This is a genomic window from Pseudorhodoplanes sinuspersici, from assembly GCF_002119765.1.
Taxonomy (GTDB): Bacteria; Pseudomonadota; Alphaproteobacteria; order Rhizobiales; family Xanthobacteraceae; genus Pseudorhodoplanes; species Pseudorhodoplanes sinuspersici.
Genome location: NZ_CP021112.1, coordinates 2622255 through 2648451, shown reverse-complemented (window position 1 = coordinate 2648451; position 26197 = coordinate 2622255). Strand labels below are relative to the sequence as shown.

The 26197-nt window shown below is 57.9% G+C and carries 22 protein-coding genes and 1 tRNA gene; 8 read left to right on the top strand and 15 right to left on the bottom strand.

Translation table 11 applies throughout. From position 1 onward, the window contains the following. Window positions 1-64: 64 nt before the first annotated feature. From CAK95_RS12770 to CAK95_RS12720, 11 genes are all read right to left on the bottom strand, one after another. Window positions 65-757, bottom strand: coding sequence for a glutathione S-transferase family protein (locus CAK95_RS12770; RefSeq protein WP_086088258.1), 693 nt, complete (start codon window positions 755-757; stop codon window positions 65-67). 173 nt (window positions 758-930) lie between these two features. Further along, complete coding sequence (locus CAK95_RS12765; RefSeq protein WP_086088257.1) at window positions 931-2628, bottom strand: formate--tetrahydrofolate ligase; 1698 nt, start codon at window positions 2626-2628, stop codon at window positions 931-933. Between the two features lie 92 nt (window positions 2629-2720). Further along, window positions 2721-3647 (bottom strand): methionyl-tRNA formyltransferase, encoded by a 927-nt coding sequence (locus CAK95_RS12760; protein WP_086088256.1) that lies wholly within the window; start codon window positions 3645-3647, stop codon window positions 2721-2723. Between the two features lie 118 nt (window positions 3648-3765). Continuing rightward, window positions 3766-5250 carry a formyl-CoA transferase gene (gene frc / locus CAK95_RS12755; protein ID WP_245303741.1) on the bottom strand — a complete coding sequence of 495 codons (1485 nt, stop codon included), beginning with the start codon at window positions 5248-5250 and terminating at the stop codon, window positions 3766-3768. Window positions 5251-5310: 60 nt separating this feature from the next. Then, window positions 5311-7053 (bottom strand): oxalyl-CoA decarboxylase, encoded by a 1743-nt coding sequence (gene oxc / locus CAK95_RS12750; protein WP_086088255.1) that lies wholly within the window; start codon window positions 7051-7053, stop codon window positions 5311-5313. 21 nt (window positions 7054-7074) lie between these two features. Continuing rightward, complete coding sequence (locus CAK95_RS12745; RefSeq protein ID WP_198343840.1) at window positions 7075-7788, bottom strand: GntR family transcriptional regulator; 714 nt, start codon at window positions 7786-7788, stop codon at window positions 7075-7077. Window positions 7789-7933: 145 nt separating this feature from the next. Continuing rightward, window positions 7934-9436, bottom strand: a complete 1503-nt coding sequence (locus CAK95_RS12740; RefSeq protein WP_086088253.1) for a tripartite tricarboxylate transporter permease — start codon at window positions 9434-9436, stop codon at window positions 7934-7936. A gap of 45 nt (window positions 9437-9481) precedes the next feature. Beyond that, on the bottom strand, window positions 9482-9985 hold the full coding sequence (locus tag CAK95_RS12735; protein WP_086088252.1) for a tripartite tricarboxylate transporter TctB family protein: 504 nt from the start codon (window positions 9983-9985) through the stop codon (window positions 9482-9484). A gap of 112 nt (window positions 9986-10097) precedes the next feature. Beyond that, on the bottom strand, window positions 10098-11108 hold the full coding sequence (locus tag CAK95_RS12730) for a Bug family tripartite tricarboxylate transporter substrate binding protein (protein ID WP_086088251.1): 1011 nt from the start codon (window positions 11106-11108) through the stop codon (window positions 10098-10100). Window positions 11109-11435: 327 nt separating this feature from the next. Continuing rightward, window positions 11436-12317: a VOC family protein gene (locus tag CAK95_RS12725; protein WP_086088250.1), complete on the bottom strand. Its 882-nt coding sequence runs from the start codon at window positions 12315-12317 to the stop codon at window positions 11436-11438. A 65-nt stretch (window positions 12318-12382) separates the two neighbouring features. Continuing rightward, window positions 12383-13489, bottom strand: a complete 1107-nt coding sequence (locus tag CAK95_RS12720; RefSeq protein ID WP_086088249.1) for a hypothetical protein — start codon at window positions 13487-13489, stop codon at window positions 12383-12385. Window positions 13490-13905: 416 nt separating this feature from the next. Here CAK95_RS12720 and CAK95_RS12715 point away from each other — a divergent pair, with 416 nt between their 5' ends. From CAK95_RS12715 to CAK95_RS12705, 3 genes are all read left to right on the top strand, one after another. Next, entirely contained in the window at window positions 13906-14946 is a 1041-nt protein-coding gene (locus CAK95_RS12715) for an alpha/beta hydrolase (RefSeq protein WP_120265406.1), read from the top strand. 229 nt (window positions 14947-15175) lie between these two features. Next, window positions 15176-16624: an MBOAT family O-acyltransferase gene (locus CAK95_RS12710; protein WP_157699611.1), complete on the top strand. Its 1449-nt coding sequence runs from the start codon at window positions 15176-15178 to the stop codon at window positions 16622-16624. Window positions 16625-16626: 2 nt separating this feature from the next. Then, entirely contained in the window at window positions 16627-18585 is a 1959-nt protein-coding gene (locus CAK95_RS12705; protein ID WP_086088246.1) for a hypothetical protein, read from the top strand. A 436-nt stretch (window positions 18586-19021) separates the two neighbouring features. Here CAK95_RS12705 and CAK95_RS12700 read toward each other — a convergent pair whose 3' ends face one another. After that, window positions 19022-20203: a cobalamin-independent methionine synthase II family protein gene (locus CAK95_RS12700; protein ID WP_086088245.1), complete on the bottom strand. Its 1182-nt coding sequence runs from the start codon at window positions 20201-20203 to the stop codon at window positions 19022-19024. Window positions 20204-20371: 168 nt separating this feature from the next. On the opposite strand from CAK95_RS12700, the gene CAK95_RS12695 reads away from it, so the two are divergent. The 5 genes from CAK95_RS12695 (at window position 20372) to CAK95_RS12675 (ending at window position 24806) form a co-directional block, all read left to right on the top strand. After that, complete coding sequence (locus CAK95_RS12695) at window positions 20372-21646, top strand: amino acid ABC transporter substrate-binding protein (protein ID WP_086088244.1); 1275 nt, start codon at window positions 20372-20374, stop codon at window positions 21644-21646. A 79-nt stretch (window positions 21647-21725) separates the two neighbouring features. Then, a complete protein-coding gene (locus CAK95_RS12690; RefSeq protein WP_086088243.1) occupies window positions 21726-22811 on the top strand; it encodes a LacI family DNA-binding transcriptional regulator in 1086 nt (361 codons plus the stop codon). Continuing rightward, window positions 22808-23692, top strand: coding sequence for an NAD(P)-dependent oxidoreductase (locus CAK95_RS12685; protein ID WP_120265405.1), 885 nt, complete (start codon window positions 22808-22810; stop codon window positions 23690-23692). The genes CAK95_RS12690 and CAK95_RS12685 overlap by 4 nt, the downstream gene beginning before the upstream one ends. Further along, window positions 23689-24099: a cupin domain-containing protein gene (locus CAK95_RS12680; RefSeq protein WP_157699610.1), complete on the top strand. Its 411-nt coding sequence runs from the start codon at window positions 23689-23691 to the stop codon at window positions 24097-24099. Before CAK95_RS12685 ends, CAK95_RS12680 begins: the two co-directional genes overlap by 4 nt. After that, on the top strand, window positions 24096-24806 hold the full coding sequence (locus tag CAK95_RS12675; protein WP_120265404.1) for a hypothetical protein: 711 nt from the start codon (window positions 24096-24098) through the stop codon (window positions 24804-24806). Before CAK95_RS12680 ends, CAK95_RS12675 begins: the two co-directional genes overlap by 4 nt. Before the next feature lie 173 nt (window positions 24807-24979). Here CAK95_RS12675 and CAK95_RS12670 read toward each other — a convergent pair. The 3 genes from CAK95_RS12670 to CAK95_RS12660 form a co-directional block, all read right to left on the bottom strand. Continuing rightward, a tRNA-His gene (locus tag CAK95_RS12670) sits at window positions 24980-25056 on the bottom strand. A 171-nt stretch (window positions 25057-25227) separates the two neighbouring features. Next, complete coding sequence (locus tag CAK95_RS12665) at window positions 25228-25704, bottom strand: phasin (protein ID WP_086088239.1); 477 nt, start codon at window positions 25702-25704, stop codon at window positions 25228-25230. Window positions 25705-25848: 144 nt separating this feature from the next. Further along, entirely contained in the window at window positions 25849-26166 is a 318-nt protein-coding gene (locus tag CAK95_RS12660) for a phasin family protein (protein WP_245303740.1), read from the bottom strand. Window positions 26167-26197 lie beyond the last annotated feature (31 nt).

Sequence of the window (26197 nt, the reverse complement as noted above, 5' to 3'; positions counted from 1 at the left end):
AATTACGGCCGTTCGTCCCCACAAAAGCGGGGACGAACGGGGATAATGAAAGTGCTGCAAAAACTCAGGCGACCTTCTCATTTAAATGCCTGAACATCACCTTGCGCGCTTCGTCGTCCATCTCGGTCTTGAATGCGTGACGGTCTTTCAGAGCCGCCGCAATCCTTGCAGCAGGACGCGCGCTGATCTCATCGATGAGGCGTTTCAGGTTCGGAAACTTGACCCAAGCGCTTTCGCCGAGCGCGACCGGAATCAGCCGCGCCCAGCCCCACACATCCATATCGACAATCGTGTAAGTGTCGCCGACCATATACTTCTGATTGGCGAGGCGCGCGTCGAGAATGCCGTAGTGACGCTGCGCTTCGTAGGCGTAGCGGTTGACCGCATATTCGAGCTTGTCTTTGTCCGGCGCATAATTGCGAAAATGCACCGACTGTCCTGAATACGGGCCAACACCTGATGCGACAAACATCAGCCACGACAGCAATTCACCGCGCAATTTGTCGGACTTGGCCGGAAGGAACTTGCCGGTCTTCTCGGCGAGATACAGCAGGATGGCATTGCTGTCGAACACCGTGACGTCACCGTCGACAATCACCGGCACTTTTGCGTTGGGATTGATCTTGAGGAATTCAGGATTGTGCTGCTCGCCCTTGCGGGTATCAACCGGAACAGCCTCATAGGGAATGCCGGCCTCTTCGAGAAAAAGCGCAACCTTGGTCGGATTTGGCGCAGCGCTGTAATAGAATTTGAGCATGGAACGTCTCCTGCTTGGGGGGACCTTCTTCCCGTTCTGCTCAATCCTGTGCAAGCGGGAATCGCGCAACCCTGTCTCGACGCTTTCGCTGGGGACGACGCCGGACAGGCCATAAAATGAAAGGGGCCGGAACGTTCCGGCCCCTTTCAAGCTGTCCGTGCAACTTTCGCGGCTTAGAACAACCCGACGATCTTGCCTTCTGCGTTAACGTCGATGGAGTCGGCTGACGGCACTTTCGGCAGGCCCGGCATGGTCATGATCTCACCGCAGATCGCGACGATGAATTCCGCGCCGGCCGAGAGCCGCACTTCGCGCACTGGAATGTTGAAGCCGGTCGGCGCACCCTTGGCGTCCGGATTGGTCGAGAACGAATACTGCGTCTTGGCGATACAGACCGGCAACTTGCCAAAGCCCATGTCTTCCCAGGCCTTAAGCTGATCCTTGACCGACTTGTCGGCCGTGGCATCGTCGGCGCGATAGATCTCCTTGGCGATCGTGCGCACCTTTTCGAACAGCGGCATGTCGTCGGGATAGAGCGGCTGCAGCGCGCCCTTCTTCTCGTCGATGACCTTGACCACCGCCTTGGCGACATCAGCGGCGCCTTCGCCACCCATCGCCCAGTGATCGGCCATCAGAGCCTCGACGCCGAGCGACTTGCACTTGTCCTTGACCAGCGCGATTTCGGCATCGGTGTCGGCCGAGAAACGGTTGATCGACACGACCGCCGGCAAACCGAACTTCTGGATGTTCTCGATGTGACGCTTCAGGTTGGACATGCCGGCTTCGAGCGCCTTCAGGTCTTCCTTCTTCAGATCTTCCTTCTTGACGCCGCCATGCATCTTGAGCGCGCGAATGGTGGCGACGACAACGACGCAATCCGGTGCGATCCCCGCCTTGCGGCACTTGATGTCGATGAACTTTTCCGCGCCGAGATCGGCGCCGAAACCGGCTTCGGTCACGACGTAATCCGCGAGTTTCAGCGCGGTGGTCGTCGCCACCACCGAGTTGCAGCCATGTGCAATGTTGGCGAACGGACCACCATGGATGAACGCCGGCGTTCCTTCCAATGTCTGCACGAGGTTCGGCGCGATCGCCTCTTTCAGCAGCGCGGTCATCGCGCCGTTGGCGTTGAGGTCCTTGGCGCGGATCGGCTTACGGTCACGCGTATAGGCGACGATGATGTTGCCGAGACGCTCCTTGAGATCGTCGAGATCCTTGGCCAGGCAGAAGATCGCCATGACTTCGGACGCGACCGTGATGTCGAAGCCGGCCTCCCGCGGATAACCGTTGGCGACGCCGCCGAGCGAGCAGACGATCTCGCGCAACGCACGGTCGTTCATATCGATCACACGGCGCCAAGCGACGCGGCGCGAATCGATGCCGAGCGCATTGCCCCAGTAGATGTGGTTGTCGATCAGCGCCGAGAGCAGATTGTGCGCCGAGGTGATGGCGTGGAAATCGCCGGTGAAGTGGAGGTTGATATCCTCCATGGGGATCACCTGCGCATAACCGCCGCCGGCGGCGCCACCCTTCATACCGAACGAAGGTCCGAGCGAGGGCTCGCGCAAGCACAGCATCGCCTTCTTGCCGATATGGTTCAGCGCGTCGGTGAGGCCGACGGTCGTCGTGGTCTTGCCTTCGCCCGCCGGCGTTGGCGAGATCGCGGTGACAAGAATGAGCTTGCCGTTCTTCTTGTCCTTCAGCGACTTGACGTAATCCATCGACACCTTGGCCTTGTAGTGGCCATACGGATCGAGGTTCTCGGCTGCGATTCCGAGTCTTTCCTTGGCGACGTCAAGGATCGGCCGCTTTACGGCGGCCTGCGAAATTTCAATGTCGGATTTTGGATTCTGGTGTTGCGAGGCAGGCATGATGACTATCCACTAGGATGGTGTGTTTGATTTCTTCATTCCAAGCGTGACGAAATCACGCTCGGAATGACACGAAGAGATGACAAAAGAAATCACGAAAAACGTGCACCTTTTTCGATCTTCGCCGAAGCGGCCCATTCTCCTGCGCCCACTTTCGGCCCATCTGCTTGCACACGCGTGATCTTGATCCGGCCGTCGGCGCAGACAACTGTGAAACTGTCGCTGTCGACGACAGCGACTTCGCCAATCTTTCCGGCAATGCCCTTGGGATCTTTTGCGGGCAACGGCGTCGCGTCGAAAATTTTTAGCTTCACGCCGTTGATCGTTGCCCATGCGCCCGGCGCAGGATTTGCGCCGCGGATCAGCCGATCGATTTGCTCCCACGGCTTGCCAAAATCGATATGCGTATTCTCGGCGCGGCACAAACCTTCGTAAGTGGCCTTCGATTCGTCCTGCTTGATGCGTGGGGCCTTGCCAGCCTTCACCAGATCGACCGATTCCAGCATCGCATCGACACCCATCGGGAACAGGCGATCGAAATAAACGGTTCCGAGCGTGTCCTTGTCACTGATCGGCGTCGTCTTCTGGATGAGAATGTCGCCAGTATCGAGACCGTTGTCCGGCCAGAAGATCGAGAGACCGGTCTCGTTCTCGCCCTTGATGATCGGCCAGTTGATCGCGCTTGCGCCGCGATAGAGCGGCAACAGTGATGGATGATATTGGATCGAACCATGCGTCGGGATATTGAGGAATTCTTCCGGCACGAACAGCGTGACGAACGCCATCACCTGAAGATCGGGCTTGAGCGCCTTGAACTCTTCCCACACCTCCGGCTTCTTGTAGGAATCCGGCTGATACACCGGAAGTTTCGCAGCCAAAGCCGCTTCCTTCAGCGGGTCGGCCTTTGCGCCCGGCTTTTCCGGCGCGACATAGACCGCAATCACTTCATCGCCGCGCTTCAACAGCGCTTCAAGAACGGCCTTACCGAACGCCTGCTGGCCGTGAACCACAATACGCATAGTCGAAGTCCTCCCTTTAGTCGTCCCGGCCAAGCGAGCGAAGCAAGCGCGAGCCGGGATCCATAGCCGCCATTCGCGGTTATGGGCCCCCGCCTGCGCGGGGGCGACTGATGATTGATTACGCGGCCTTGTCGGCTTTCTCCGGCGCCGACAAAGCACCCGAGGCTTTGATCTCGGCAACGGTCTTCTTGTCCAGGCCGAGCACCTTGGTCAGAATTTCGTCGGTGTGTTCACCCAGCAGCGGTGAACGCTTCACCTCGGAAATCGAGTCCGACAGCTTGATCGGATTGCCTACGGTCAGGTACTTGCCGCGAACCGGATGATCGACCTCAACCACTGTGCCGGTCTTGCGCAGCGATTCATCCTCGGCGATTTCCTTCATCGACAGGATCGGGCCAACCGGAATATCGACTTCATTGCAGAGATTCATGACCTCGAATTTGGTCTTGGTCATGGTCCATTCCTCGATGCGCGCGAAGATGGCCTTCAGCTTCGGCAGACGCGCCTTCGGCGTTGCGTATTCCGGATCGGTCTTCCAGGTCGGCTCGCCGATCAGATCGCAGATCGCGCCCCAGACCGGCGCCTGGGTGATGAAATAGATGTAGGCATTGGGATCTTCCTCCCAGCCTTTGCATTTCAGGATCCAGCCGGGCTGACCGCCACCGGAATCGTTGCCGGCGCGTGGCGTGGCATCGCCAAACGGGACGCCCTCACCGTACTGGCTGTATTCGGTCAGCGGACCGTGCTGAAGGCGCTGCTGATCGCGCAATTTCACGCGGGCGAGGTTGAGCACACCGTCCTGCATGGCGGCGAGCACCTTCTGGCCGCGGCCGGTGCGGTTGCGCTGATAGAGCGCAGCGACGATGCCGAGCGCGAGATGAAGACCAGTGCCGCTATCGCCGATCTGCGCACCGGTGACGAGCGGCGGACCGTCGCGAAAGCCGGTTGTCGACGCCGCACCACCGGTGCATTGCGCGACGTTTTCATAAACCTTGCAGTCCTCGTATGGTCCGGGGCCAAAGCCCTTCACCGAGGCGACGATCATGCGCGGATTGAGCTTATGGATGTGCTCCCAAGTCAGCCCCATGCGATCGAGCGCGCCCGGCGCGAAATTCTCGACCAGAACGTCGCAGGACTTGATCAATTCATCCAGTACGCGCTTGCCCTGCGGATGCTTGGAATCGATTGTGATCGAACGCTTGTTGTGATTGAGCATCGTGAAGTAGAGCGAGTCCGCGCCCTTCACATCGACGAGCTGACCGCGGGTGATGTCGCCGACACCCGGGCGCTCAACCTTGATGACATCGGCGCCGAACCAGGCGAGGAGCTGCGTGCAGGTCGGTCCCGATTGCACATGCGTGAAGTCGAGAATGCGAACACCGTCGAGCGCCTTGCCGTCCTGGCCAAACGGCTTCTTCGATGGCCGCGGCAGCGCCGACTTCGAAGCCTTGCCGCTTTTGCTGGCCGTCTTCAACTTGACGACCTTCGCCGACGAACGCTTGGCCGCAGGCTTCTTCGATGCCGGTTTCGTCCTCGCCTTGCTGGCGCGGGACTTAACCGGCTTACGCGTCTTGGATTTCTTTGCGACCTTCTTCTTGGCCATCGGTATTCATCTCCTTAAGTCACAATGTCCTGACGAGCACAGCGCGAAACGCTGCGCCGATTATTTCTTCTTCACCACGCTTTGCGGATTGAGATTGCCGATGCGCCCGCTCTCGCTGCCGGCGGTCGGATCGATCGCCGCATTGATCAGGGTCGGCACACCGGAATCCATCGCCTTGTCGACCGCGCGCTTCAGTTCGTCGGGCGTTGTCGCATGCACGCCGACGCCGCCGAACGCTTCCATCATCATGTCGTAGCGCGAGTCCTTGACGAAGACCGTCGTTGCCGGATCTGAGCCCGCGGTATTGACGTCTGTTCCGCGATAGATGCCGTTATTATTGAAGACGACGATGCAGACCGGCAGCTTGTAGCGGCAGATCGTCTCGATCTCCATGCCGGAGAAGCCGAAGGCGCTGTCGCCTTCGACGGCCAGCACCGGCTTGCCGGTCTCGATCGCCGCCGCAACGGCAAAGCCCATGCCGATGCCCATGACGCCCCAGGTGCCGACATCGAGACGCTTGCGCGGCTTGTACATATCGATGACGCCGCGGGCGAGATCGAGCGTATTGGCGCCTTCATTGACGAGGATCGCGTCCGGCCGTTCCTTAATGACGGTGCGAAGTGCACCGAGCGCGCCATAGAAATCCATCGGCGCTGAATTCTTCATCAGCTTCGGCGCCATCTTGGCGATATTATCGTCTTTCTTCGCCTTGACGGCGTTCGTCCATTCGGCCGGCGGCATCGTCCACTTGCCGTCGATGCCTTCCAGAAGCCCCGCAACGCAGGAGCCGATATCGCCGACGACGGGAGCCGCGATCTCGACATTGGAGTCCATTTCCTTCGGCTCGATGTCGATCTGGATGAACTTCTTCGGCGCGTCGCCCCAGGCTTTGCCCTTGCCATGCGAGAGCAGCCAGTTGAGACGCGCACCGATCAGCATCACGACGTCGGAGTCTTTCAGCACCGTCGAGCGCGCCGCGCCCGCGCATTGCGGGTGCGTGTCGGGCAGAAGACCCTTGGCCATGCTCATCGGCAGGAACGGAATGCCGCTCTTTTCGACCAGCGCGCGGATCGCATCGTCGGCCTGCGCGTAAGCTGCGCCCTTGCCGAGGATGATCAGCGGACGCTTGGCGCTCTTCAACACATCGAGCGCCCGTTTGACCGCGTCCGGAGAAGGAATTTGGGCCGGCGCCGGATCGATGACCTTGACCAGCGACTGCGCGCCAGCGTCCGCAGTCATCACCTGCGAAAACAGCTTGGCTGGCAGATCGAGATAAACACCACCGGGGCGCCCGGAGACCGCCGCGCGGATCGCCCGTGCGACGCCGATGCCGATGTCCTGCGCATGCAGAATGCGGAAAGCGGCTTTGCAGAGCGGCTTGGCGATGGCGAGCTGGTCCATCTCTTCATAATCGCCCTGCTGCAGATCGACGATCTCGCGCTCGGAGGAGCCTGAGATCAGGATCATCGGGAAGCAGTTGGTCGTGGCATTCGCCAGCGCCGTCAAGCCGTTGAGGAAGCCTGGCGCCGAAACCGTGAGGCAGATGCCTGGCTTCTTCGTCAGAAAGCCCGCGATCGCCGCAGCATTGCCGGCATGTTGCTCATGCCGGAATGAGATCACGCGGATGCCTTCCGCCTGCGCCATGCGACCGAAGTCGGTGATCGGAATACCGGGCACACCGTAGATTGTCTTGACGCCATTAAGCTTCAGCGCGTCGATGACAAGATGAAATCCATCTGTCAGATCCTGGTGTGCTTCGGCTGTGGTGGTTTCAGTTTTTTTTGCGACCGCAGCGTCGGCCATGACGAAACGTCTCCCTAGAACTCAATCCAGATAATCGGCGTATTTCGCGACATGGTCGGCAAGGCCGAGCGCATGATCGCGCACGAGAGTTTCGGCGCGTGCGGTGTCGTGTGCCTCAAGCGCCTCGATGATGTTCATGTGATCGCGGATCGATTTGTCTGCGCGATCCTTTTCCACGATGGTCTTGCGGCGGATCATGCGCATATGCGTGAACAGGTTTTCGGCGAGATCGATCAGCACGCCGTTGCCGCTCATGCGGATGATGCTCTGGTGAAACTCGATATTCACCTCGGAATATTCGTCCAGATGCGCGCGCAACTGACCATCTTCGAAGGTCGCGAACATCTGGCGCAGCGACGCAATCTCACTGTCACTGGCAGATTTCTCGGTGATGAGGCGCGCAGCCATACTTTCCAGCGCCGCCCAAGCTGTAATCAGCTCGATCACTTCTTTCTTGGTCTTGCGCACGACATAGACGCCGCGGCGCGGAACCGAGCGGACGAACCCCTCCCGCTCGAGCTGGGCCATCGCCTCGCGCACCGGTGTGCGGCTGATGCCGAAATCCTGCGCCAGCTGCCGCTCATCAAGGCGGATATCGGCGCGGCTACGATAGATATCCATCGAGACGATGACGTTCTTCAGGGCCGCATACGCCTTGTTCTTGAAGCTGAACGAGGTGTCGATCGGCTCGATAGCGAGCCGATGCGCGTCCTCCGGCCCGCGTGGCCGGGGCATCCCTAGGACTTTGGTCGTATCCGAACTCATTCTGTCGCCACCGTCTCACGGTCTGGAATACAATATTCCAGACCGTATCTTCATGCAATGCCGCCGACCGCTTTTGGTCCGGGCATCCTTGCCCATCGCCCAGGTTGTCCCCCGCTTAGAGGGCCGGCCGTGCCCGCAACCGGGTGAACCCTTCCTGGATCAGCGACCAGAACAGCGCGATCAGACCGAGGACCATGATCGAGGAGACGAGGCCGTTGGAGAAGAAGACGCCGAGATTGCCCTGCGACGAGAGCAGCGACTGCCGGAACGCTTCCTCCGCCTTGTCCCCGAGCACAATGGCCAGGACCAGCGGCGCCAGCGGGTAATTGCACTTCTTCAGCACGTAACCCAGCACGCCAAAGACCAGCATCATCGCGACGTCGAAGGTGGAGTTGTTGACGGAATACGCGCCGATCGCACAGAGCACGAGAATGACCGGCGCGATGATGCTGAACGGAATCCGCAGGATCGCGGCCAGCAGCGGCACGCAGGTCAGCACGATGAGAAGGCCGACGAGATTGCCGAGATACATAGAGGCGATCAGACCCCAAACGAACTCTTTCTGTTCGACGAACAGCATCGGTCCGGGCTGCAGGCCCCAGATCAACAGGCCACCAAGCAGCACAGCAGCGGTCGGCGAACCGGGCACGCCGAGCGACAGCATCGGCAACAGCGCCGCCGTGCCCGCCGCATGCGCGGCGGTTTCGGGCGCTACGATGCCCTCAATCTCGCCTTTCCCGAAGTTTCGCCCGTTCTTGGAGATACGCTTGGCGATGCCATAGCTCATGAATGATGCGGGCGTTGCACCGGCGGGCGTGATGCCCATCCAGCAGCCGATCACGCACGAGCGCAAGGACGTCATCCAGTAGCGCGGCAAACTCATCCAGGTGCGTAGCACGACCTTCAGGTCGATCTTCGCGTTGCCGCCGCGGAAGGCAAGGCCCTCTTCCATGGTCAGCAGGATTTCGCCGATGCCGAACAGACCGATCACTGCGATCAGGAAGTCGAAGCCGTTCAGCAACTCGGTATAACCGAAGGTCAACCGCAACTGGCCCGTGATCGAATCGAGACCGACCGCCGCCAGCGCAAAGCCGATCATCATCGACGCAATGGTCTTGAATGGCGGCTCCTTGCTGAGACCGACGAAACTGCAGAAGGCGAGGAAATAGACCGCGAACTTTTCCGCTGGTCCAAATCTGAGTGCGAAACTCGCGACCAGCGGCGCCACCAGCGTGATCATGATGACCGCGAACAGCGCGCCGACGAAAGACGAGGTGAAAGCGGCGGTCAGCGCTTCGCCAGCCTTGCCTTGCTGCGCCATCGGATAGCCGTCGAAAGTCGTTGCAACCGACCACGGCTCGCCCGGTATGTTGAACAAGACTGACGTAACGGCACCGCCGAACAGAGCGCCCCAGTAGATACACGACAGCATGATGATTGCCGATGTGGGCGGCATGCTGAAAGTCAGCGGCAGCAGAATGGCAACACCGTTGGCGCCGCCGAGACCCGGCAATACCCCGATGATGACACCGAGCACGATGCCGATCACCATCACCATGATATTGAATGGCTCAAGCGTAACCGCGAAGCCGTGGAACAGATTTGCAATTTCTTCCATCGTTATAGCCCTTGAACCAACCCTGCGACGCGTGTGAGCGAGTGATTAGAGGTTAAGCCACTCTTCGATCGGCCCCTTCGGCAGCGGGACCAGGAAATATTTTTCGAAGATGATGTAGGTGAACACCGGCATGCCGATCGCGACGGCTGCCACCATGGGCCAGCTATATTTGCCGAGCCAGCGCATGAACCAGCCGATGAAGACAATCGATGCGACATAAAGGCCGATGAATGGCATCGAGCCGACGTAGATCGCAGTCGGGATGACGACGCTCAGCACCTGCCGCAGCTGACCCCATTCAGCGAAGAGTCCCCCCTGACTATCTGGCTTGATGCCGCTCCAGAGATTGATCGCGCCGGAGATGATGATCGCGAGTCCGATATAGAACGGAAAGAACCCGGCCTTCGGGCCCTCCGCGCCCCAGCGAATGCCCGCGCTGATGCTGCCGGCGACGACAAGGGCGCCGAAGGCCATGATCAAAATGGCCAGGCCCACTTCGACGGAGCGATATGAAGGTCCCGTACTGCTGCCTGTATCTTGTGTGCTCATGGAATTTTTGTTCCTGGACTCTGCTCTCTGACCCGTATTCCGGCAAAATCAGTCCGCAAGGGACCGTCCGGCGGATGCCATGCACCCGCCGGTTGTCTTCGACACGCAGTTCTTAGTTGCCGGCGAGGAAGCCGGCCTCTTGCATCAGCTGCTTGTGCCGCTGCTCTTCAGTACCGACCCATTTGGCGTATTCGTCGCCGGTCATGAAGGTGGTGTTGAATGCACCGCTCTTCATGAAATCCTTCCATTCGGGAGTATCGCGCACTTTCTTGAACAACTCGACATAGTAGGCGACTTGATCCTTGGTGGCCTTCGGCGTCATGAAGATGCCACGCAGCATCAGATATTCCATATCCAGCCCTTGCGACTTGCAGGTCGGAATATCGGCCCAGCTCTTGCCATCGGCGATCGCGTCCTTGTAGGCCATCGACTGCCCATCGAACACGCAGAGCGGACGCACCTTGCCGCCACGCCACTGAGCAACCGCCTCGATCGGATTGTTCACCGTCGAGTCGACGTGATTGCCGACAAGCTGCACAGCGACCTCGCCGCCGCCCCTGAACGGGATGTAGGTGAATTTGCCGCCGGTCGCCTTTTCAACCGCGACGGTGATAATCTGGTCTTCCTGCTTCGATCCGGTTCCGCCCATTTTCATCGAACCGGGAGGCGCCGCTTTGAGCGCAGCCACATAATCCTTCACGTTCTTGTACGGCTTATCGGCATTCACCCAGAGCACGAATTCATCGAGGGCCAGCATCGCCACCGGCGTCAGGTCTTTCCAGTTGAACGGGATGCCGGTCGCAAGCGGGGTCGTGAAAAGATTCGAAAGCGTAATGATGATTTTATGCGGATTGCCGGCAGAAGATTTCACATCGAGAAAACCTTCGCCGCCCGCACCGCCAGCCTTGTTGATCACGACCATCGGCTGCTTCATCAGATTGTGCTTGGTCACGATGCCCTGAATCGTGCGCGCCATCTGATCTGCGCCACCGCCGGTACCCGCTGGGATAATGAATTCAACCGGACGTGTGGGCTCCCACGCAGCATTCGCCGGCAAGGCAATGCCGCTTGCGCATAGAGCCGCGAGCGCCCCACACGCAAATTGTTTGGCAAAAAAAGTCATATGCGTTTTCTCCCGTATCAACTGTTTTGCCGGTCTGTCGCCGGCTTCACAGCGTTGCCACAAGCAGCTTTGGCAACCATGCGACATATTCGCCTGCATTGCCCTGCTCCCGTAGATCGACAGCGTAGTCACATCGGTCGCTGTTTGAAAAGAGAATTATTCATAATAACGTCGACGGTACGACAGAAATTTTGGGTAACATCGCAACGCAACAATGGGTGCTGCGTTGCAGTGCACGACACGCAAATTTGTCACTCGCTGTCAAAACATCAATGATGACAAGGACAAGAACGCCGTTCGCTGTTGCGAAGCAATTCGTTGGTGCGCTCAGACGACGAACGGCGTGATTGCGTTGCCGTAAGCTTCCGGCGGGTTCGACCCCCAACGGTCGAGCACATTGCTCGACGAATCGAACGCCCAATTGCCGGGCTGATAGAGATCGTCGTTATCAATGCGTTCGAGACCGGACGACACTTCAACGACGCAGCCATTCGGATCGAGATAATAAGAGAACAGGTTGTTGCCCGGACCGTGACGGCCGAGCCCCCACAACAAGCTGCGCCCCTTCGTCACCAATGCATCGGCGACACCGGCAAGATCGCTGAGCGCATGCGCATCGAACGCATAGTGATGCAGACCATTGCCCGGACCTGCTGCAACGGTGTGATGAAAACCATCGGCGGCGCGATACCAGGCACGCTCGTAATTGGTCGTACGGTCTGACAATTTCATGCCGAGCATGCCCGTGACAAAATCGTGGAATGCCCGCGGATCAGTCGCCCGCATATTGACGTGCTCCAGACGCCGCACTCTTTTGCCGTTGGCAATAGTCGGTCCGACATCCTGCCGCGCGACAGGTGTGTGCACTTCGATGATCGGACCGAAAGGTGTCGCGATGCGCACGGCTCGCTTCACGTTCGACACCAGCGGCGTGTCGCCGAGAATAGTCAGGTTTTCGGATTTGGCGCGCCGATAAACCTCATCGATCGCCGCTTCATCCATCGCTTCGAGGCCAACGGCACGAACACCGCGCCGTTCGTCACGCAAATAAGCGACATCGCAGCCCCTTGCATTCGACGACACATAGACAGCATCAGCGGCTTTATGGGTGATGCGAACACCCGTCACCTCGGACAAATCGAGTGCCGCCCCTTCAGGGTCCGGTGTCGCAATGACCACATACCCCATCTGCCGAATAAGATGCGTCATGCAAACCTCGCGTTCATCGCGCGAGGATCATGCCGTCGGTTGTCAGCGCGGTCCAGAGAATTGCGCTATTGGGCGGCGCTGACGTTTTTCCGCACGGCCAGCAATACATTGGACTCATTCGGACGCCAACGATAGCCCATGCCGAAATCGAGCGGCTTGGCCGAACCCTTCCGGTAGATCTCTGCCAGCTTCGTCTGATTGCGGCCAGGGAAGATCGCGATCGGTCCGAGATAACGGCCAAAAGGAAACAATTGCCATTGGTCCGGCTTGAAATATGTGACCGGAATGCCGGAATCGTCCTGTACGATGTACTGACTCTTTCGCAAAACGAAATCACGCACGTCCGAGAACGAACCGCTGTGCGGCAGATAGGACGCGCTCTTGAACATCGCGTCGCCTGCGCCAAGTGTGTCGGCGAATTTCAGGAAGCCCGAATTCTTGATCCCGGAATTGGAAACATCGGTACTGAAATAATACAGCGTCTGCTGTGGTCCGGCGTCACCACTCGTGAAGACGATCTTGGCGCCCTGTACACCTTTTTGGGGCGCCTTGCCTTCGACCGTTGTCAACTTGCCTTCGTTGTCCAATGAAACAAGGCTGACCTCCTTGATCGTCTTGCCTGAACGCGCCGCATAGACAAGCAGGATCGGCAAGGTCCCCGACAGCTCCGTCTCGCGCAACTGGTTCTTCATTTTCTTGGTAATGAAGAAACTGAGCGAGATCGACGAACCCATCGACGAGCGCAGATTGCTCAACGCCCGCCGCGTGCGCTCGCTAATATCCGGAACGCGGCCGACCGGCTCGAGACCGCTGAGCAGATAGGTCGATGCTTGCGGGTAGAATGCATTGGCGTAGAGAAAATCCGGTCCGCTAAACATGTAGAATAGCGGATCGCGGCGATCCTTGAGATTCTCGGCGGACCATGCGCGGATCTTCGACAGGCGCCGCCCCTCCAATTCCTTCCAGGAGCCATCAAGCGAGCGGGCATGCTGCTGCCATGCCGGATCCTTCGTCAGCTTCGCCAGCGGCGAGGTCTCGGCCAGCGCCATGCCGGCGAGATAACGCGCGGTGTCGTTAACGCTGGGTTTGTCCGACGCAACCGTGTTGGAAACGGCCGTCAGTAGCAAACTTCCGACCAGCAGGGCGGATTTCAGCGTTGGCATATTCAGCATGGGATTGGAAACCTATGGAGGAGCGGGCTGCCCGAACCACAAACGATGCCGGAATGGAGGGGCCGGAGCCGGCCGTTGAAAATCGCCTGAAAATCGCGATTTACCATCTCGTGCTCGTGACCATGTTCCGGTCGTGATTCAAACTTAGGGGGTTGCCTAGTGCCGCGATTTTGAAGTTCCCGCACCATTTGCAGCAACCTCTTGTCGGGAACTTCAAAATCAAAGCGGCACTAGAATCATAGACTTACTAGTGCACCTTTGTTTCCGAAATTCGTGTAAGAGATTGCCGCAGATACAGCACGAACTTCGAAAACGGTGCACTAGTTTGATTCGATTCGTCCAGCATCGAGCCCTAGCCGGTCTTGCGCAAGAGTTCGTTCCGGACCGGGAGCCCATTTTTTAGCCTCGGAGCGTGCGTGAGAGCCATCGGCCTGAACGCATTGACAGGATTGAGCGCCGCGATTCTGATTGCCACGGCAACGGTGCCGATGGATCACGGCATCATCACGACAGTGCACGCGACAGACGTTAATATCCCGTTGCCTCGCCCGCGGCCGACGATGCGCGTGCCGCGTCCACGGCTGTCGAGCTTTCCCGGCAAGACCGAAGTGATGGAATTCGAGTCAGCGCCGTTTCCGTATGACGGCAAAAACCCCGCGACAGGCAAGCCGTTTTTCGATGTGTTCTACGATGGCCGTTTTGGCCGCCGAGGCGCGCGCGGGCATGTCTATTGGGAGAACGAGACTTACACCGATCCGCGCGTGTTGCTTCACATTCCCAAAGGCTTCGACATCCGCAAGCCTGCGGTGATGGTGGTATTTTTCCATGGCCACGGCGCGAAGATCGATCGCGACGTGCGCGATCGTCAGCAGGTCGCGGCGCAGATCACACGCTCGGATTCCAATGCGGTGATCGTGGCGCCGCAATTCGCCGTCGATGCCGCAGATTCAGCGCCAGGCGCATTTTGGGAACCCGGCTTCTTCGATGAGTTTCTCAGCGAAGCAAGCGAACAGCTCGCCATCATGCTGGGACAGCCGCGCGCCTTCCGCACCTTCTTCAAGATGCCGATCATCTTCATCAGCTATAGCGGCGGCTTCGTGCCGACCGCCTGGGCGATGCGGCTTGGTCATATCAAGGACCGCCTGCGCGGCATCGTGCTGATGGATTCGCTGTATGGCGAAACCGATCGCTTCCGGGACTGGATCGTCAACAACCGCCGCGGCTTCTTCATCAGCGGCTATCTCGGATCGACACGGGCGCGCAATCTCGAATTGCAGCGCGATCTTGCCGAAAAGAAAATTCCGTATTCGATGTCACTCGACGGCGATCTCAAACCCGGCAGCGTGGTGTTCATTCCGGGCCACCCCGAAGATTCGCATCGCGATTATGTCACGCAGGCCTGGACCGTCGATCCGATTGCCGACATTCTCGATCGGCTGCCCGAATTCAAGCAATGATGCCGCCAGCGTGATGCCGCACTGATCCCGAATGGCGACTCGCCGCGCACAGCGCCTGCCTCGCGCGGGCGTCCGGCAGCACAGGGGCCGGGCGTTCTTGACAACCGTCAATTTAATTTTGCGGACGCACAACTACCCTTGGACGTTATAGGCAGTCAATGCGGGCATTCCGGGTGACTCTCTTTGGCATGGGTGGTCTGTGCTTTTTAGTTCTTACGAGTTCATTCTTGTGTTTCTGCCAGTGGCGTTGGCTGGATACTTCGCACTGCGCCTTTTCGCCGAAAAATCCGTAACCTTACTCTGGCTGATTTTTGTTTCCGTGGCTTTCTACGCATATTGGGATGCGTGGAATCTGTTGGTGCTTTTTTCCAGCATTGGCTTCAACTTCGCTTGCGGCACCCTTCTTTCCGAGCGCGCCCGCGATCATAAACCGACAGGAGCGCTGCTCACCGTCGGAATACTGTTCAATGTCGGCCTGATTGGTTACTTCAAATACGCCGGCTTCTTTGCAACCAATCTGAACGCAGCTTTCGGGACGAATATTCCCGTTCTCGAACTCGTACTGCCGCTGGCGATCTCGTTTTTTACATTTCAGGAAATCGCTTATTTGATCGATTCATCGCGCGGCACGACGTATGGTTATCGCTTCAAAGACTATCTTTTGATGGTGACATTTTTTCCTCATCTGATCGCCGGCCCTATCGTCAACCATCGTATCTTGATGCGGCAATTCATGAGCCCGACCGCATTAAACATCAGCACTCAGACATTTGCGCTTGGCATCGGACTTTTCGTTTTTGGATTATCGAAAAAAGTTCTGCTCGCGGACAATATGGCGCCGCACGCCAATCTCGTCTTTGACAGCGTTGCAGGCGGAATATCACCAAGCTTTGCGGATGCCTGGATTGGAGCGCTCGCATATACGCTTCAGCTCTACTTCGACTTTTCCGGCTATTCAGACATGGCTATCGGGCTGGGCCTTCTTTTCGGCATTCGTCTGCCCCTGAATTTCAATTCTCCCTACCAGGCGACCAGCATCGTCGATTTCTGGCGCCGCTGGCATATGACGCTTTCGGCATTCCTGCGTGATTATCTTTATGTGCCATTGGGCGGCAGCCGTCACGGCGAGCCACGGCGGTATACGAATCTCATCATCACCATGCTGATTGGCGGGTTGTGGCACGGAGCGGGCTGGACCTTCGTCTGCTGGGGCGCGTTTCACGGGTTCGGCCTTGCCGTATGTCATTTCTGGACAAGACTGTTTGGCAATGCGACGTCTTTGGCTACGCCATTTGGTCTGATCGTCGCGCGCACACTGACGCTGCTATTCGTCGTTTTCGGCTGGGTGTTGTTCAGGGCCGACTCCATGGGCTCCGCCGGGAAAATGATCAGCACCATGGCAGGCTTGAATGGTTTCGACCTCAGCGTGAATTCCGACCGCTTGCTGACGACCCTGACGACATTGGCGACGATCGCCATCCTTTTGGGCGTTGCGTTGTTTGCACCAAATTCCCAGCAATGGCTCGGATACGATCCCGATCGCCCGGCCGAGCAAGAGTTTTCCTGGAGTACGCGGTTGGCAGCCTACCCGCTGCATGGTCTCGCACTCGGCGTCCTCTTCACATTGACTTTGACACAAATGTCCGCCGTTCAATCGTTCCTCTATTTTCAGTTTTGATCATGAATGGACAGCTTATTCTGCGGCGCCATGCCGTCGCCGGGAATATCGGCCAAAGGACGGACCGGCCCCATAACCGTGCGCCTCTTTACCTCATCGCGTTCGTGGCCGGATCGATTATCGCGGTGAGCCTGCTTTGGGGGTTGATCATCGCTCTCTCGGCGTTCGACCGGCTGCCTTCGCCGCCGGTCTCCGGGACGTGGTGTATCGACAGCCGTTTTGCGTGGATGAAACGAACACCACAATGGAAAGATGCTAGAATCATCGCCGTCGGCTCATCGGTCACCTGGCGAAATCTTGATTTCGAAGTGACATCGGCGGAAACGAAGAAGCAGGGCGTTTTCAATTTCGCTCCCTGTTTCCTCACGATGAATCAAACGCGCTACCTCACTGAATATATTTTGGGTCGAGCCGCGGCAGCCAGGACAGTCTTGACTGTTTTGGCACCCCGGGACTTCGAGGGCTGCTCCCGAAATCGCACTGCTTTTTTTGAACCAAGCATCGCGGATCGATATATCGATAGCGCCGGCTTCGGATGGTGGCTTTATCTTCGTAACCTTCGCCTGAACGACATCTTTAATTATGCGCTCAACGTCCACGAACGCCGAGCCATTCTGAAGTTCGATCCATTTGGCTCTGGTCCTCTCATCGGCACGACGCTGGATACCGGCCGCGCTTTTAAACCCGAGCCTGGTTGCTATTTCGAGCTGACGGAGCTGGCGAAATCTCTTGATGCAAAGGGAGTGCAACTCATCGTCGCGACTTTCCCGGTCATGCGGGCCTGGTCGGATCGTCACGACGCGCGAGGGATAACCCAGACAAACTTCAAGCTGGATATTGAAAATGCGCTATCAGGAACGAAAGCAATCCTGGTTGACGGGGTGACAGGATGGCATGTGCCCGACGCAGCTTTTGTCGACCCGGCGCATCTTCAGTGGCCTGAGACAGCGGATTTCACCCGCTTTGTTTGGCGGAGTGCCTTGCAACTTGGCGCAACGCTCTCTCCGATCGGACCGAAGAATTCTGACAGTCCACACCGGATCGGGTCAAACAACGACCGCTGGGGTCATCTCGTGAACTATCGACCGGCAACCGAGGACGGGCCCACTCGTGTAACCGCCTCTTTGCTCCGTTCTCGTCCGCATAAATGGATATCCATGGACATTGGCGCCTCGCCAGAAGAGCTGATCATAAACACACCTTTCGTCGATGCCGTTAGCCAGAATACACCTGGCTACAGCGAGGCTTTCGCCGCAGGCGTGCCTCGTGGTTACTCCTGGTGTGCCGGATCATACAAACCGCCCAATCGCACTGCGCCGCCGGCCGGTTTCACCTCAGTAACCGCGTGGGGCGCGGTGTATCCCAAACTTGGTGCGCCCGTTCTTCCAAGTATTGAAGGCGCCATCGAAATCGCAAACGCCAAAACCTATGTTTATCTGAAAACGCAAAGCAGGTGGGTGGCGGTGCAGGATCAGGCGCATCTGCGGATGGCCGGCTCGCATTTCATCGCCGACTTTGCAACCCAGCCAGGCATCCAAATGAAGCTTGGGCACAAGCCGGATAACGTCGTTGCGATCGGAAGTCCGCCACCCGGCTACAACTCCCATTTCTGGCCATATGGACGTGGCGAATTCGATGCCGACAGCGTGGATGGCGTTTACGTGCAAATGGACATGAGAGTGACCGACCCGACCATGACATACGTTGCCAACGTCGGTGCGGACTGGTGGCGTGATCCAATCGCGGAATATGTAGAGGGTTTTGCCAACAACCCCGGAGCCGGCATGAGCAACTGGATTGAGCTTTCGACGCAGTGGAAGACTTTGCGGTTCTATTCGTGGGACAACTCTCGCCTGCAGGCCAATCCGCCGCCGTCCCTTCTCGAGAGGGCGGTAGCTACAACAACAACACGTCGCCTGAATGATTCATCGGCCTACTGCAGGTCTCAGTCGACGAAGTGAATCGATTAGTTCACCCCGATCCGTGGGCAATTTAACGCATCGATTATTGAGTTTTATCAACTTTCCCAGCGCTCTAGAGGGATATCAGAGTCATCGCATCCTCACGGGAATTCCTTTCGCAAAAGGAGTCCTCTAGCGTGGATCAGAGAACAATCGCTTGTTTGGATGGTCAAACGGCGATATTGACAGAAATCCTCCAGTTGCTCGTCCGCAAAGGTGTCTTATCGCCCGAGGAAATCAGCGACGTGGTCACTACCATTCTGAGGCGAGGGATCGAATGCGGCGCGCAGCCCGGCTTCGATGCCGTTCCCATGCACGTCTTAAGATTGGTTGGCCGCCGGAACCGTCATCGCTCAACGTCCAAGTCATGCCAGAGGAGGAATTGATACGTGCGCTTAATCGATGGATCGGATCCCGATCGTGTGCCCGTTCGACGTCAACTCTTGGCGACGGTCAGCGAGTAGCGTTCGTCGGCAGCAAGACATTCGGCCTGTGGAAGCCCCAGCTCCGCTCGGACGATATTCGTCCCAAGCACCATCGAAACCATCTTGTAAGCGGCATGGCGCCGCCCCATCCCTTCACGGCCCATACCGCAATCCGATGAGATGATCAGCCGTTCGGCCGGAATGTGTTTCAACGCTTCGCGAATGAGCGCCGCGACCTCATCGGGTCGCTCGATCTGCAAGGTATGATGGTCGATCACGCCGATCACAATTTTCTTGTCCTTGATGATCTCGCCGATGGCCTTGAGGTCGCCCGGCCCCGAAGAGCAGGTCTCAAAAGTCAGCGCATCCGCTTCGACTTGATTCAGTGCCTCCAGCGTCGGCTGATAGCTCTGCGGCTCCTTGAAAATCCTTTGCTGGGACGGATTGCCCCAGCATGTGTGGCACCACACTTCTGTCTTGCTGCGCAAACCCTTGACGGTGTTGTTGAACACTTTCACCAGATCGCCAACATCGAGCTTGCCGAAAGCTTTGCCACGCACCGGCACCATGTGAATCTGCGGCTCTTCCATCTGCAGCACCGGACAGCCGGCATCCGCCAGATCGTTCAACTCCTCATTGACGGCATCGCTGAGTGCCCAGGTCCGCTCAATCGGATCTTTGTAGTAATCGTCTTCACATGAGGCAGCGAGCAATTCCGGCAGGATCGTCCCAACCTTCACCGGCTTCGCTGTCATCCGTTGCGCAACTTTCCACATCGCCTTGTATTGCAGATTACCGCGGCCAACCGGCCCCACGATACGTGGAAACACGCGCGCCTCGAGAAAATCGTGCAGGATATGTCCGCGCGGATAAGCCACAGCGCCGACATTATAGATCGCGGGACTGGCGGTTTGAGAGAATCCAGACATGTGCGTCAGCGGATAGCTCTGCCAGCTCATGCCGCCGACTTGCTCGTCGTAATGCGCATCGCCGTCCGTGACGATATCGAGTCCCGCCACTTCCTGCGCTCTCAGAAAGCAGGAAACGGCGTCCTCATACTGTTCGCGGTAGCGCGAATTGACCATCGCCTCGAGAAAAGGCGTTGAGCCCAAACTGGCGGTGTACCAGGACGGTCGAGGCAACGAACCGATGATCGATGTCGGAAGCATGACATCAGCTGAAGCCTTGAACATCGCCAACTCTCCCTGACTTTCGGTTTCTTCAATCGCAAAAACGCGATCGTCCTTTTGGCAAGCGTGCCATGCCGAAACGCTAGCATCACGGCAAACGATTGCCAAGTTTTGCCACGCCAGCTAAGGTGCCAATCAAGGTCAATAAAACAAGGCCACCGGGAGGACGAGATGCTCATCAGGAAATGTCTTTGCCCACCAGCAATTTCCAGGCCTCGCGTGTTTGTCTGGGCGCTGGCCATACTGGGATTTTCAGCGTTTGCCGTTAGCGCCGCCGAGCCCCTTCGCATCGGCTTCAGCATCAGCGCAACCGGCCCAACATCACCCGCCGGCAAGCAGGTCTTGGCCGGGCTTGAAATCTGGCGCAGCGATGTCAATGCAAAAGGAGGATTGCTGGGCCGGCCAGTGGAGTTTGTCTATTACGACGATCAAGGAAACCCGGCCAATGCACCCGGCATCTACGCAAAGCTGATCAGCGTCGACAAAGTCGATCTCTTGATCGGGCCTTACAGCACGAACGTGATCGCCGCAGCCATGCCGACGATCATACAGAGCAATCGCGCGACAATCGGCATATTCGGCCTCGGCGCCAACAAGGAATTCAAGTACCCTCGATACTTCTCGATGAATTCGCAGGGCCCCTCGCCCGCAAATTATTCCAAATGTGTCTTTGACCTCGCAGCACAGCAGACGCCAAAGCCGACGCGAGTGGCTTTGGTGGGGGCCGATGTCGAATACTCGCGAAACGCGCTGGATGGCGCACGTGAGAACGCCAAAAAGCATGGTATGGAGGTTGTTTTCGACCGGACCTACCCGCCGTCAACGACTGAGTTTACGTCTGTGGTCCGCGCCATGCAGGCGGCCAATCCCGATATCGTTTTTGCGGCGACGCTTCCGATCGATACCGCCGGGATCATTCGTGCCGCGCAGGAAATACAATTCAGACCAAAGATGATTGGCGGTGCCATGCTGGGGCTGCTCGTCACGGGCATCAAGCAGCAGCTCGGCCCGATGATCAACGGCTATATCAGCAACGAGTTCTATATCCCGGCACCCAGCCTGCAATTCGCGGGCACCAAGCAAATGATGGATGAGTATGAGAAACGCGCAACCGGTCTCGGAATTGATCCTCTCGGATATACCTATCCACCCTATGCCTATGCAGCCGGCCAGATTCTGGCAAAGGCCGTGGCCGAAACGAAATCGCTGAACGACGAGACCCTCGCCAAGTATCTGCGTGACAACACCTTCGATACCATCATTGGACCGATATCCTTTGGCGCGGACGGAGAGTGGAAGACCCCGCGCATCATCTGCATCCAGTTCAAAGGCATTACCGGGAATGAACTCGGGCAGTTCAGAGACTGGTCGCGGCAGGTCGTGGTCTATCCTTCCGAGTTCAAGGCGGATGACCTTATCTATCCCTATGAGAAAGCGACAAAGTGAAAGCGGTGCAATCCAGGTTCGATGACAAGAGCGAATGCAAGCCGGATATCCGGCTTGCATGGACAGGGTGCGAAGAATAATGCCGGGCAATCCAACAAAGCCGCCACGAAAAGCGCGGGTCAGCCTGAAGGATCTTGCGCGCGAAGTCGGCGTTCATGTGTCGACCGTATCGCGCGCCCTTGACCCGCATAGCCGACACCCTGTCGCAGCCGATCTCACCAAGAAAATACAAAAGGCCAGCAAACGGCTGGGATATCAGCAGAATACGGCCGCCTATCATCTGAAAACGAACCGGTCCCGAACGATCGGTGTCGTCGTTCCGGATATCACTGACCCCGTTTTCCCTCCCATCATTCGCGGTATCGAAGACGGACTGAGCCAGCACGGTTATGTCGCCATGCTCGCCAACACTGATGGCAATTCCCGTCGGCACATGAAAATCCTCGAGATCATGCGCACGCGGGGCGTGGATGGGTTAATTCTCGCCAGCGTTCTGCAGAGCGACAAAATGGTGTCGCAACTATCGGCGGGGATACCGGTGGTCACCGTCAGCCGCCGCACTGACGACCTGCGTTTCTCCTCGGTCGTGCACGACGAGGACGATGGAATTGGTCAGTTACTCACTCACCTCGTCTCCCTCGGCCATCGCGATATCGCGTGTATCGCCGGCCCGCAAACGGTCTCGACCGGCGCCAATCGTTACCATGCTTATATTCGGCACAAGGAAAATATCGGATTGCAGGCTCGCCCATCTCTCGTCTCCTTCGCCAAGGCCTTCAATGAAATGGAAGGCGAGCGTTGCGCAGAGGAGCTTCTGGTCAGCGGGCATCCTTTCACTGCGGTCTTGTGCGCAAACGATAGACTCGCCATTGGCGCGATCGCTTCGTTTCGACGCCATCATATCGAATGCCCCGAAGGCGTCTCGGTCACGGGCTTTAACGACATGCCGTTGGCCGACCGGCTGTCGCCCGCCCTGACAACCGTGCGCGTGCAACACTACAAGGCAGGATTCGAGGCCGCTGAGGTCATGGTTGAAAAAATCGAGACCCCCAGTGCGTTGGCAAGTCATGTGTTGCTGCCAGTCGAAATGATTGTTCGCAATTCAACGAAACGATTTCGCGTGTCGATCGCAGAACAGAAAAAAGCAGCAGGAGAGGAAGTGTGAAAGTAGGATTTGTGGGCCTCGGCATCATGGGCCTCGGCATGGTGCCCCGGCTACAGGCGGCAGGTTTCCATGTCACAGGCTGGAACCGCACAAAGGACAAAGCAAAAGCTCTCATCGAAAGCGGCATGGCATGGGCGGATAGCCCTCGCGCCGTCGCGGAAGCATCCGATGTTGTATTCTCTGTTGTAACGGATGGTGACGCCGTCCGCAGCGTCGCGCTTGGGCCTGACGGCATCATCTCCGGACTGAAACCCGGCAGTATCTACATCGACATGAGTACGATTTCGCCGGACGTGACGCGACAGGTTGCAGACGAATTCGCAAAACGAAATCTCGTTATGCTGGATGCCCCAATTTCCGGCTCGCCCGTCACTTTGGCGCAAGGCAACGCGTCAGTCATGGTGGGCGGCGACAAGGATGCATTCGAGAAAGTAAAGCCGATCCTTCTCGCGATCGGACCGAAGGTCACCCACATCGGCGCCAGTGGGCTCGCGGTAAAAATGAAAATCGCCGTGAACCTGCTTTTGATGGTCGAGGTGATTGCCTTTGGCGAAGCAGTGGCGCTCGCAGAAAAGGGCGGTGTATCGCGCGAAGCAGCGCTCGACGCCATCCTGAAGAGTGTCGCAGCCTCCCCGGTTCTTGGATATCGGGGCCCCTTCATTCTCGAAGGGAAAATGCCGGCGGTGCCGCTGGCAGACGTAACCCTTCAGCAAAAAGATATGATCCTCGCTTTGGATATGGGTCGCAAGCTCGGCAGCCCTGTGCCCTTGGCGGCGGCAGCGAACGAAATGATGAATGCATGCCGTGGGCTCGGCATCGATCACAACGATTTTGTAACCGCCCACGAAGTTTACCGGCGTCTCGGAGGACAATCGCGATGACTGCACCAAAGCTCTTCCGAACCAATCTCAACAATGTCCCGAAAGTCGAAGGCCTTTCTCGAAAGGATGGCTGGGTCGACATGCAGGTGCAGTTCCTGGTCGACAAGAAGTCCGCTGGCGCCGATCATGTTGTTGGCTGGACCGTGCTGAAGCCGGGCGCAAGGCATGAAAGTCATCGCCATCATCACTGCGACGAGTTCTTCATCGTTCTGCAGGGAAGCGGTCACATCTATACCGAGGAGGGTGACAAACCGTCCCATAAGGGCGATGTGGTTTATTCACCGCGCGGATGCTGGCACGGCTTCAACAACACTTCGAGTGAGGATGTTGTTCTGGTCTGGGGCTGGATGGGCGCCGGCTCAATCGAAGCCTCCGGTTATGAGGTCGACCCAAAGAGCCATTCATGACAGCAATATTGGACGATCCCAGAATCGCGCAGGGGATGCGCCGGCAATTCGCATTGCTTCAAGAACGGGAGCGCTCCGGCGCGCGGCGCATCGGCTGGAAAGTCGGCTTCGGCGCACCAGCCGCCATGGAAAAACTTGGCATTACCGCCCCTCTGGTCGGGTTTCTCCTGGACAGCGCTGTTCTCGATAGCGGGGCGGCTGTTTCGATTGCATCATGGACCAAACCAGCAGCCGAACCGGAAATCGCCATTGAAATCGGCCGTGACGTCGCGCCGGACGCAAGCGAACGCGACATCGTGGACGCGATCGCAGCAATCGGTCCTGCGATCGAACTCGCCGATGTTGACGGTCCTGTGGACGACGTGGAGGCCATCCTCGCAGGCGATATCTTTCAGCGCCATGTGATATTTGGCCCGCGTGACACCTCTCGCGCAGGCGCTCGTCTGGACGGAGTCAAAGGACATCTTGTTCGCTCAGCCAGGGAAATCGATGTTCCAGATGACCTTGAAGCGAATACGGGATCGCTCAGGATTATTGTAACGCAGGTCGCGCGAACGCTGGGCGCTTTTGGCCGAAGACTGCAAGCGGGCGATCTCATCATCGCCGGATCGGTTACAGCGCCGCAATTTCTGGAAGCGTCTGATCGCCAGTTGGCCTGGACCCTCCATCCGATTGGCCGCGTCTCCGTCAGTTTTGACGCGGCATGAGGAATGAACATCCGTTCGGTTCGTCGCCCGCCTGTATGCGTTACGACCTGGGATATTTCGATCTGGAGCAGAAAACCTTGCGACCCACCGACAACCCGTTCGGCACGAGGTTGTCACCTAGGTCTTAGGTACGGTCTGTTGCCGATGTGTCCGGGCCGGACACATGATTTTGCTGGTACAGCTGGGGGGACTTGAACCTCCGACCTCCTGATCCACAGTCAGGCGCTCTAACCAACTGAGCTACAGCTGCACACCGACGTCATACCGCCGGGCGTCTTTGACCGACGCTCCGGCCAGTGAAGACGGGCGGAAACTAGGGGGTCGAGGCCGCTTTGGCAAGCAAGCTTCGACACCTCAGCCACCAAAGAAAAAGGTCCGGACCAGGCGGCCCGGACCTCGGATTTCCACAAGAAAGGCCGGGTCAGGAGGCCTTGTTGAACGCCGTGGTCATACCCGACTTGAGCGGCTCGATCGACTCGGCAGCAACCTTCTGCGCCAGCGCCGTCAGATCTTTCGACTGCGCAGCAACGGTCTCGAATTGCTTGCGGGCGTGCGAGGTTGACAATTCGATCATTTCGGACAGCGACTTCACGGTCATGGCTTGACTGTAGAAGTCGAACGCCGCGTTGGTGTTGGCGCGCGCCGCGTCGATCACGGCAAGCCCATAATCCGCAGCACCCTTGGAGGCGGTCGAATAGCTGGTCTCGATCATGTCGGTCGCCTCTTCGGTGACCGCCTTCATCTTTTCCCAATTGTCCTTGGCCTGCGAAACGCTCTTTTCAGCGAATTCGCGGAAAGCGGCCGGGATTTCCATCTTGGGCATTTCGAAAGTGGGAAATTCCAGCGCCGGCGTATCGAACACCGTTGCCGGCTTCTTCATTGTGGTCGCCTCAGTCATGGGCGTATCCTTTGGAGTTTGCGGTTGCTGGCTGCATAACTTTAGTAGCACACGTTATGGTGCAACGCAACAAAGATATTGCGATGCAAAAATTCCATAGATTTTTCTAGGACTTAAGACAAAAGGTTTCATGGCACCCCAAACCTAAGAGCGAGGCTGGGTCGTGTCCTTTGCGACTTTGGCAGTCGCCTCCGCCAGTTCTTTGGTCTGTTCATTCAGCGCCTGAATTTGCGCTTTTACATATTCGGTTTGCAGGCGGAGAACGTCTTCGGCCGTCCTGGCACGCACCAGGTTCTGGGCGAACTCGAAAGATGCCGCCATGTTGCGCTCGGCGAAGGTCATGGCCCGTCCACTGACATCGATCGCCCCCGAACGGGCCGTCTGAGCGCGCCCTTCCAGATCGCTCATCGCCTGCTGGGCTGCGGTGACGAAATTATCGAAGGCCTTGCGGGCCTGCTCCATGCTCTGCTCCGCGAACTTGCGCATGTCGGCC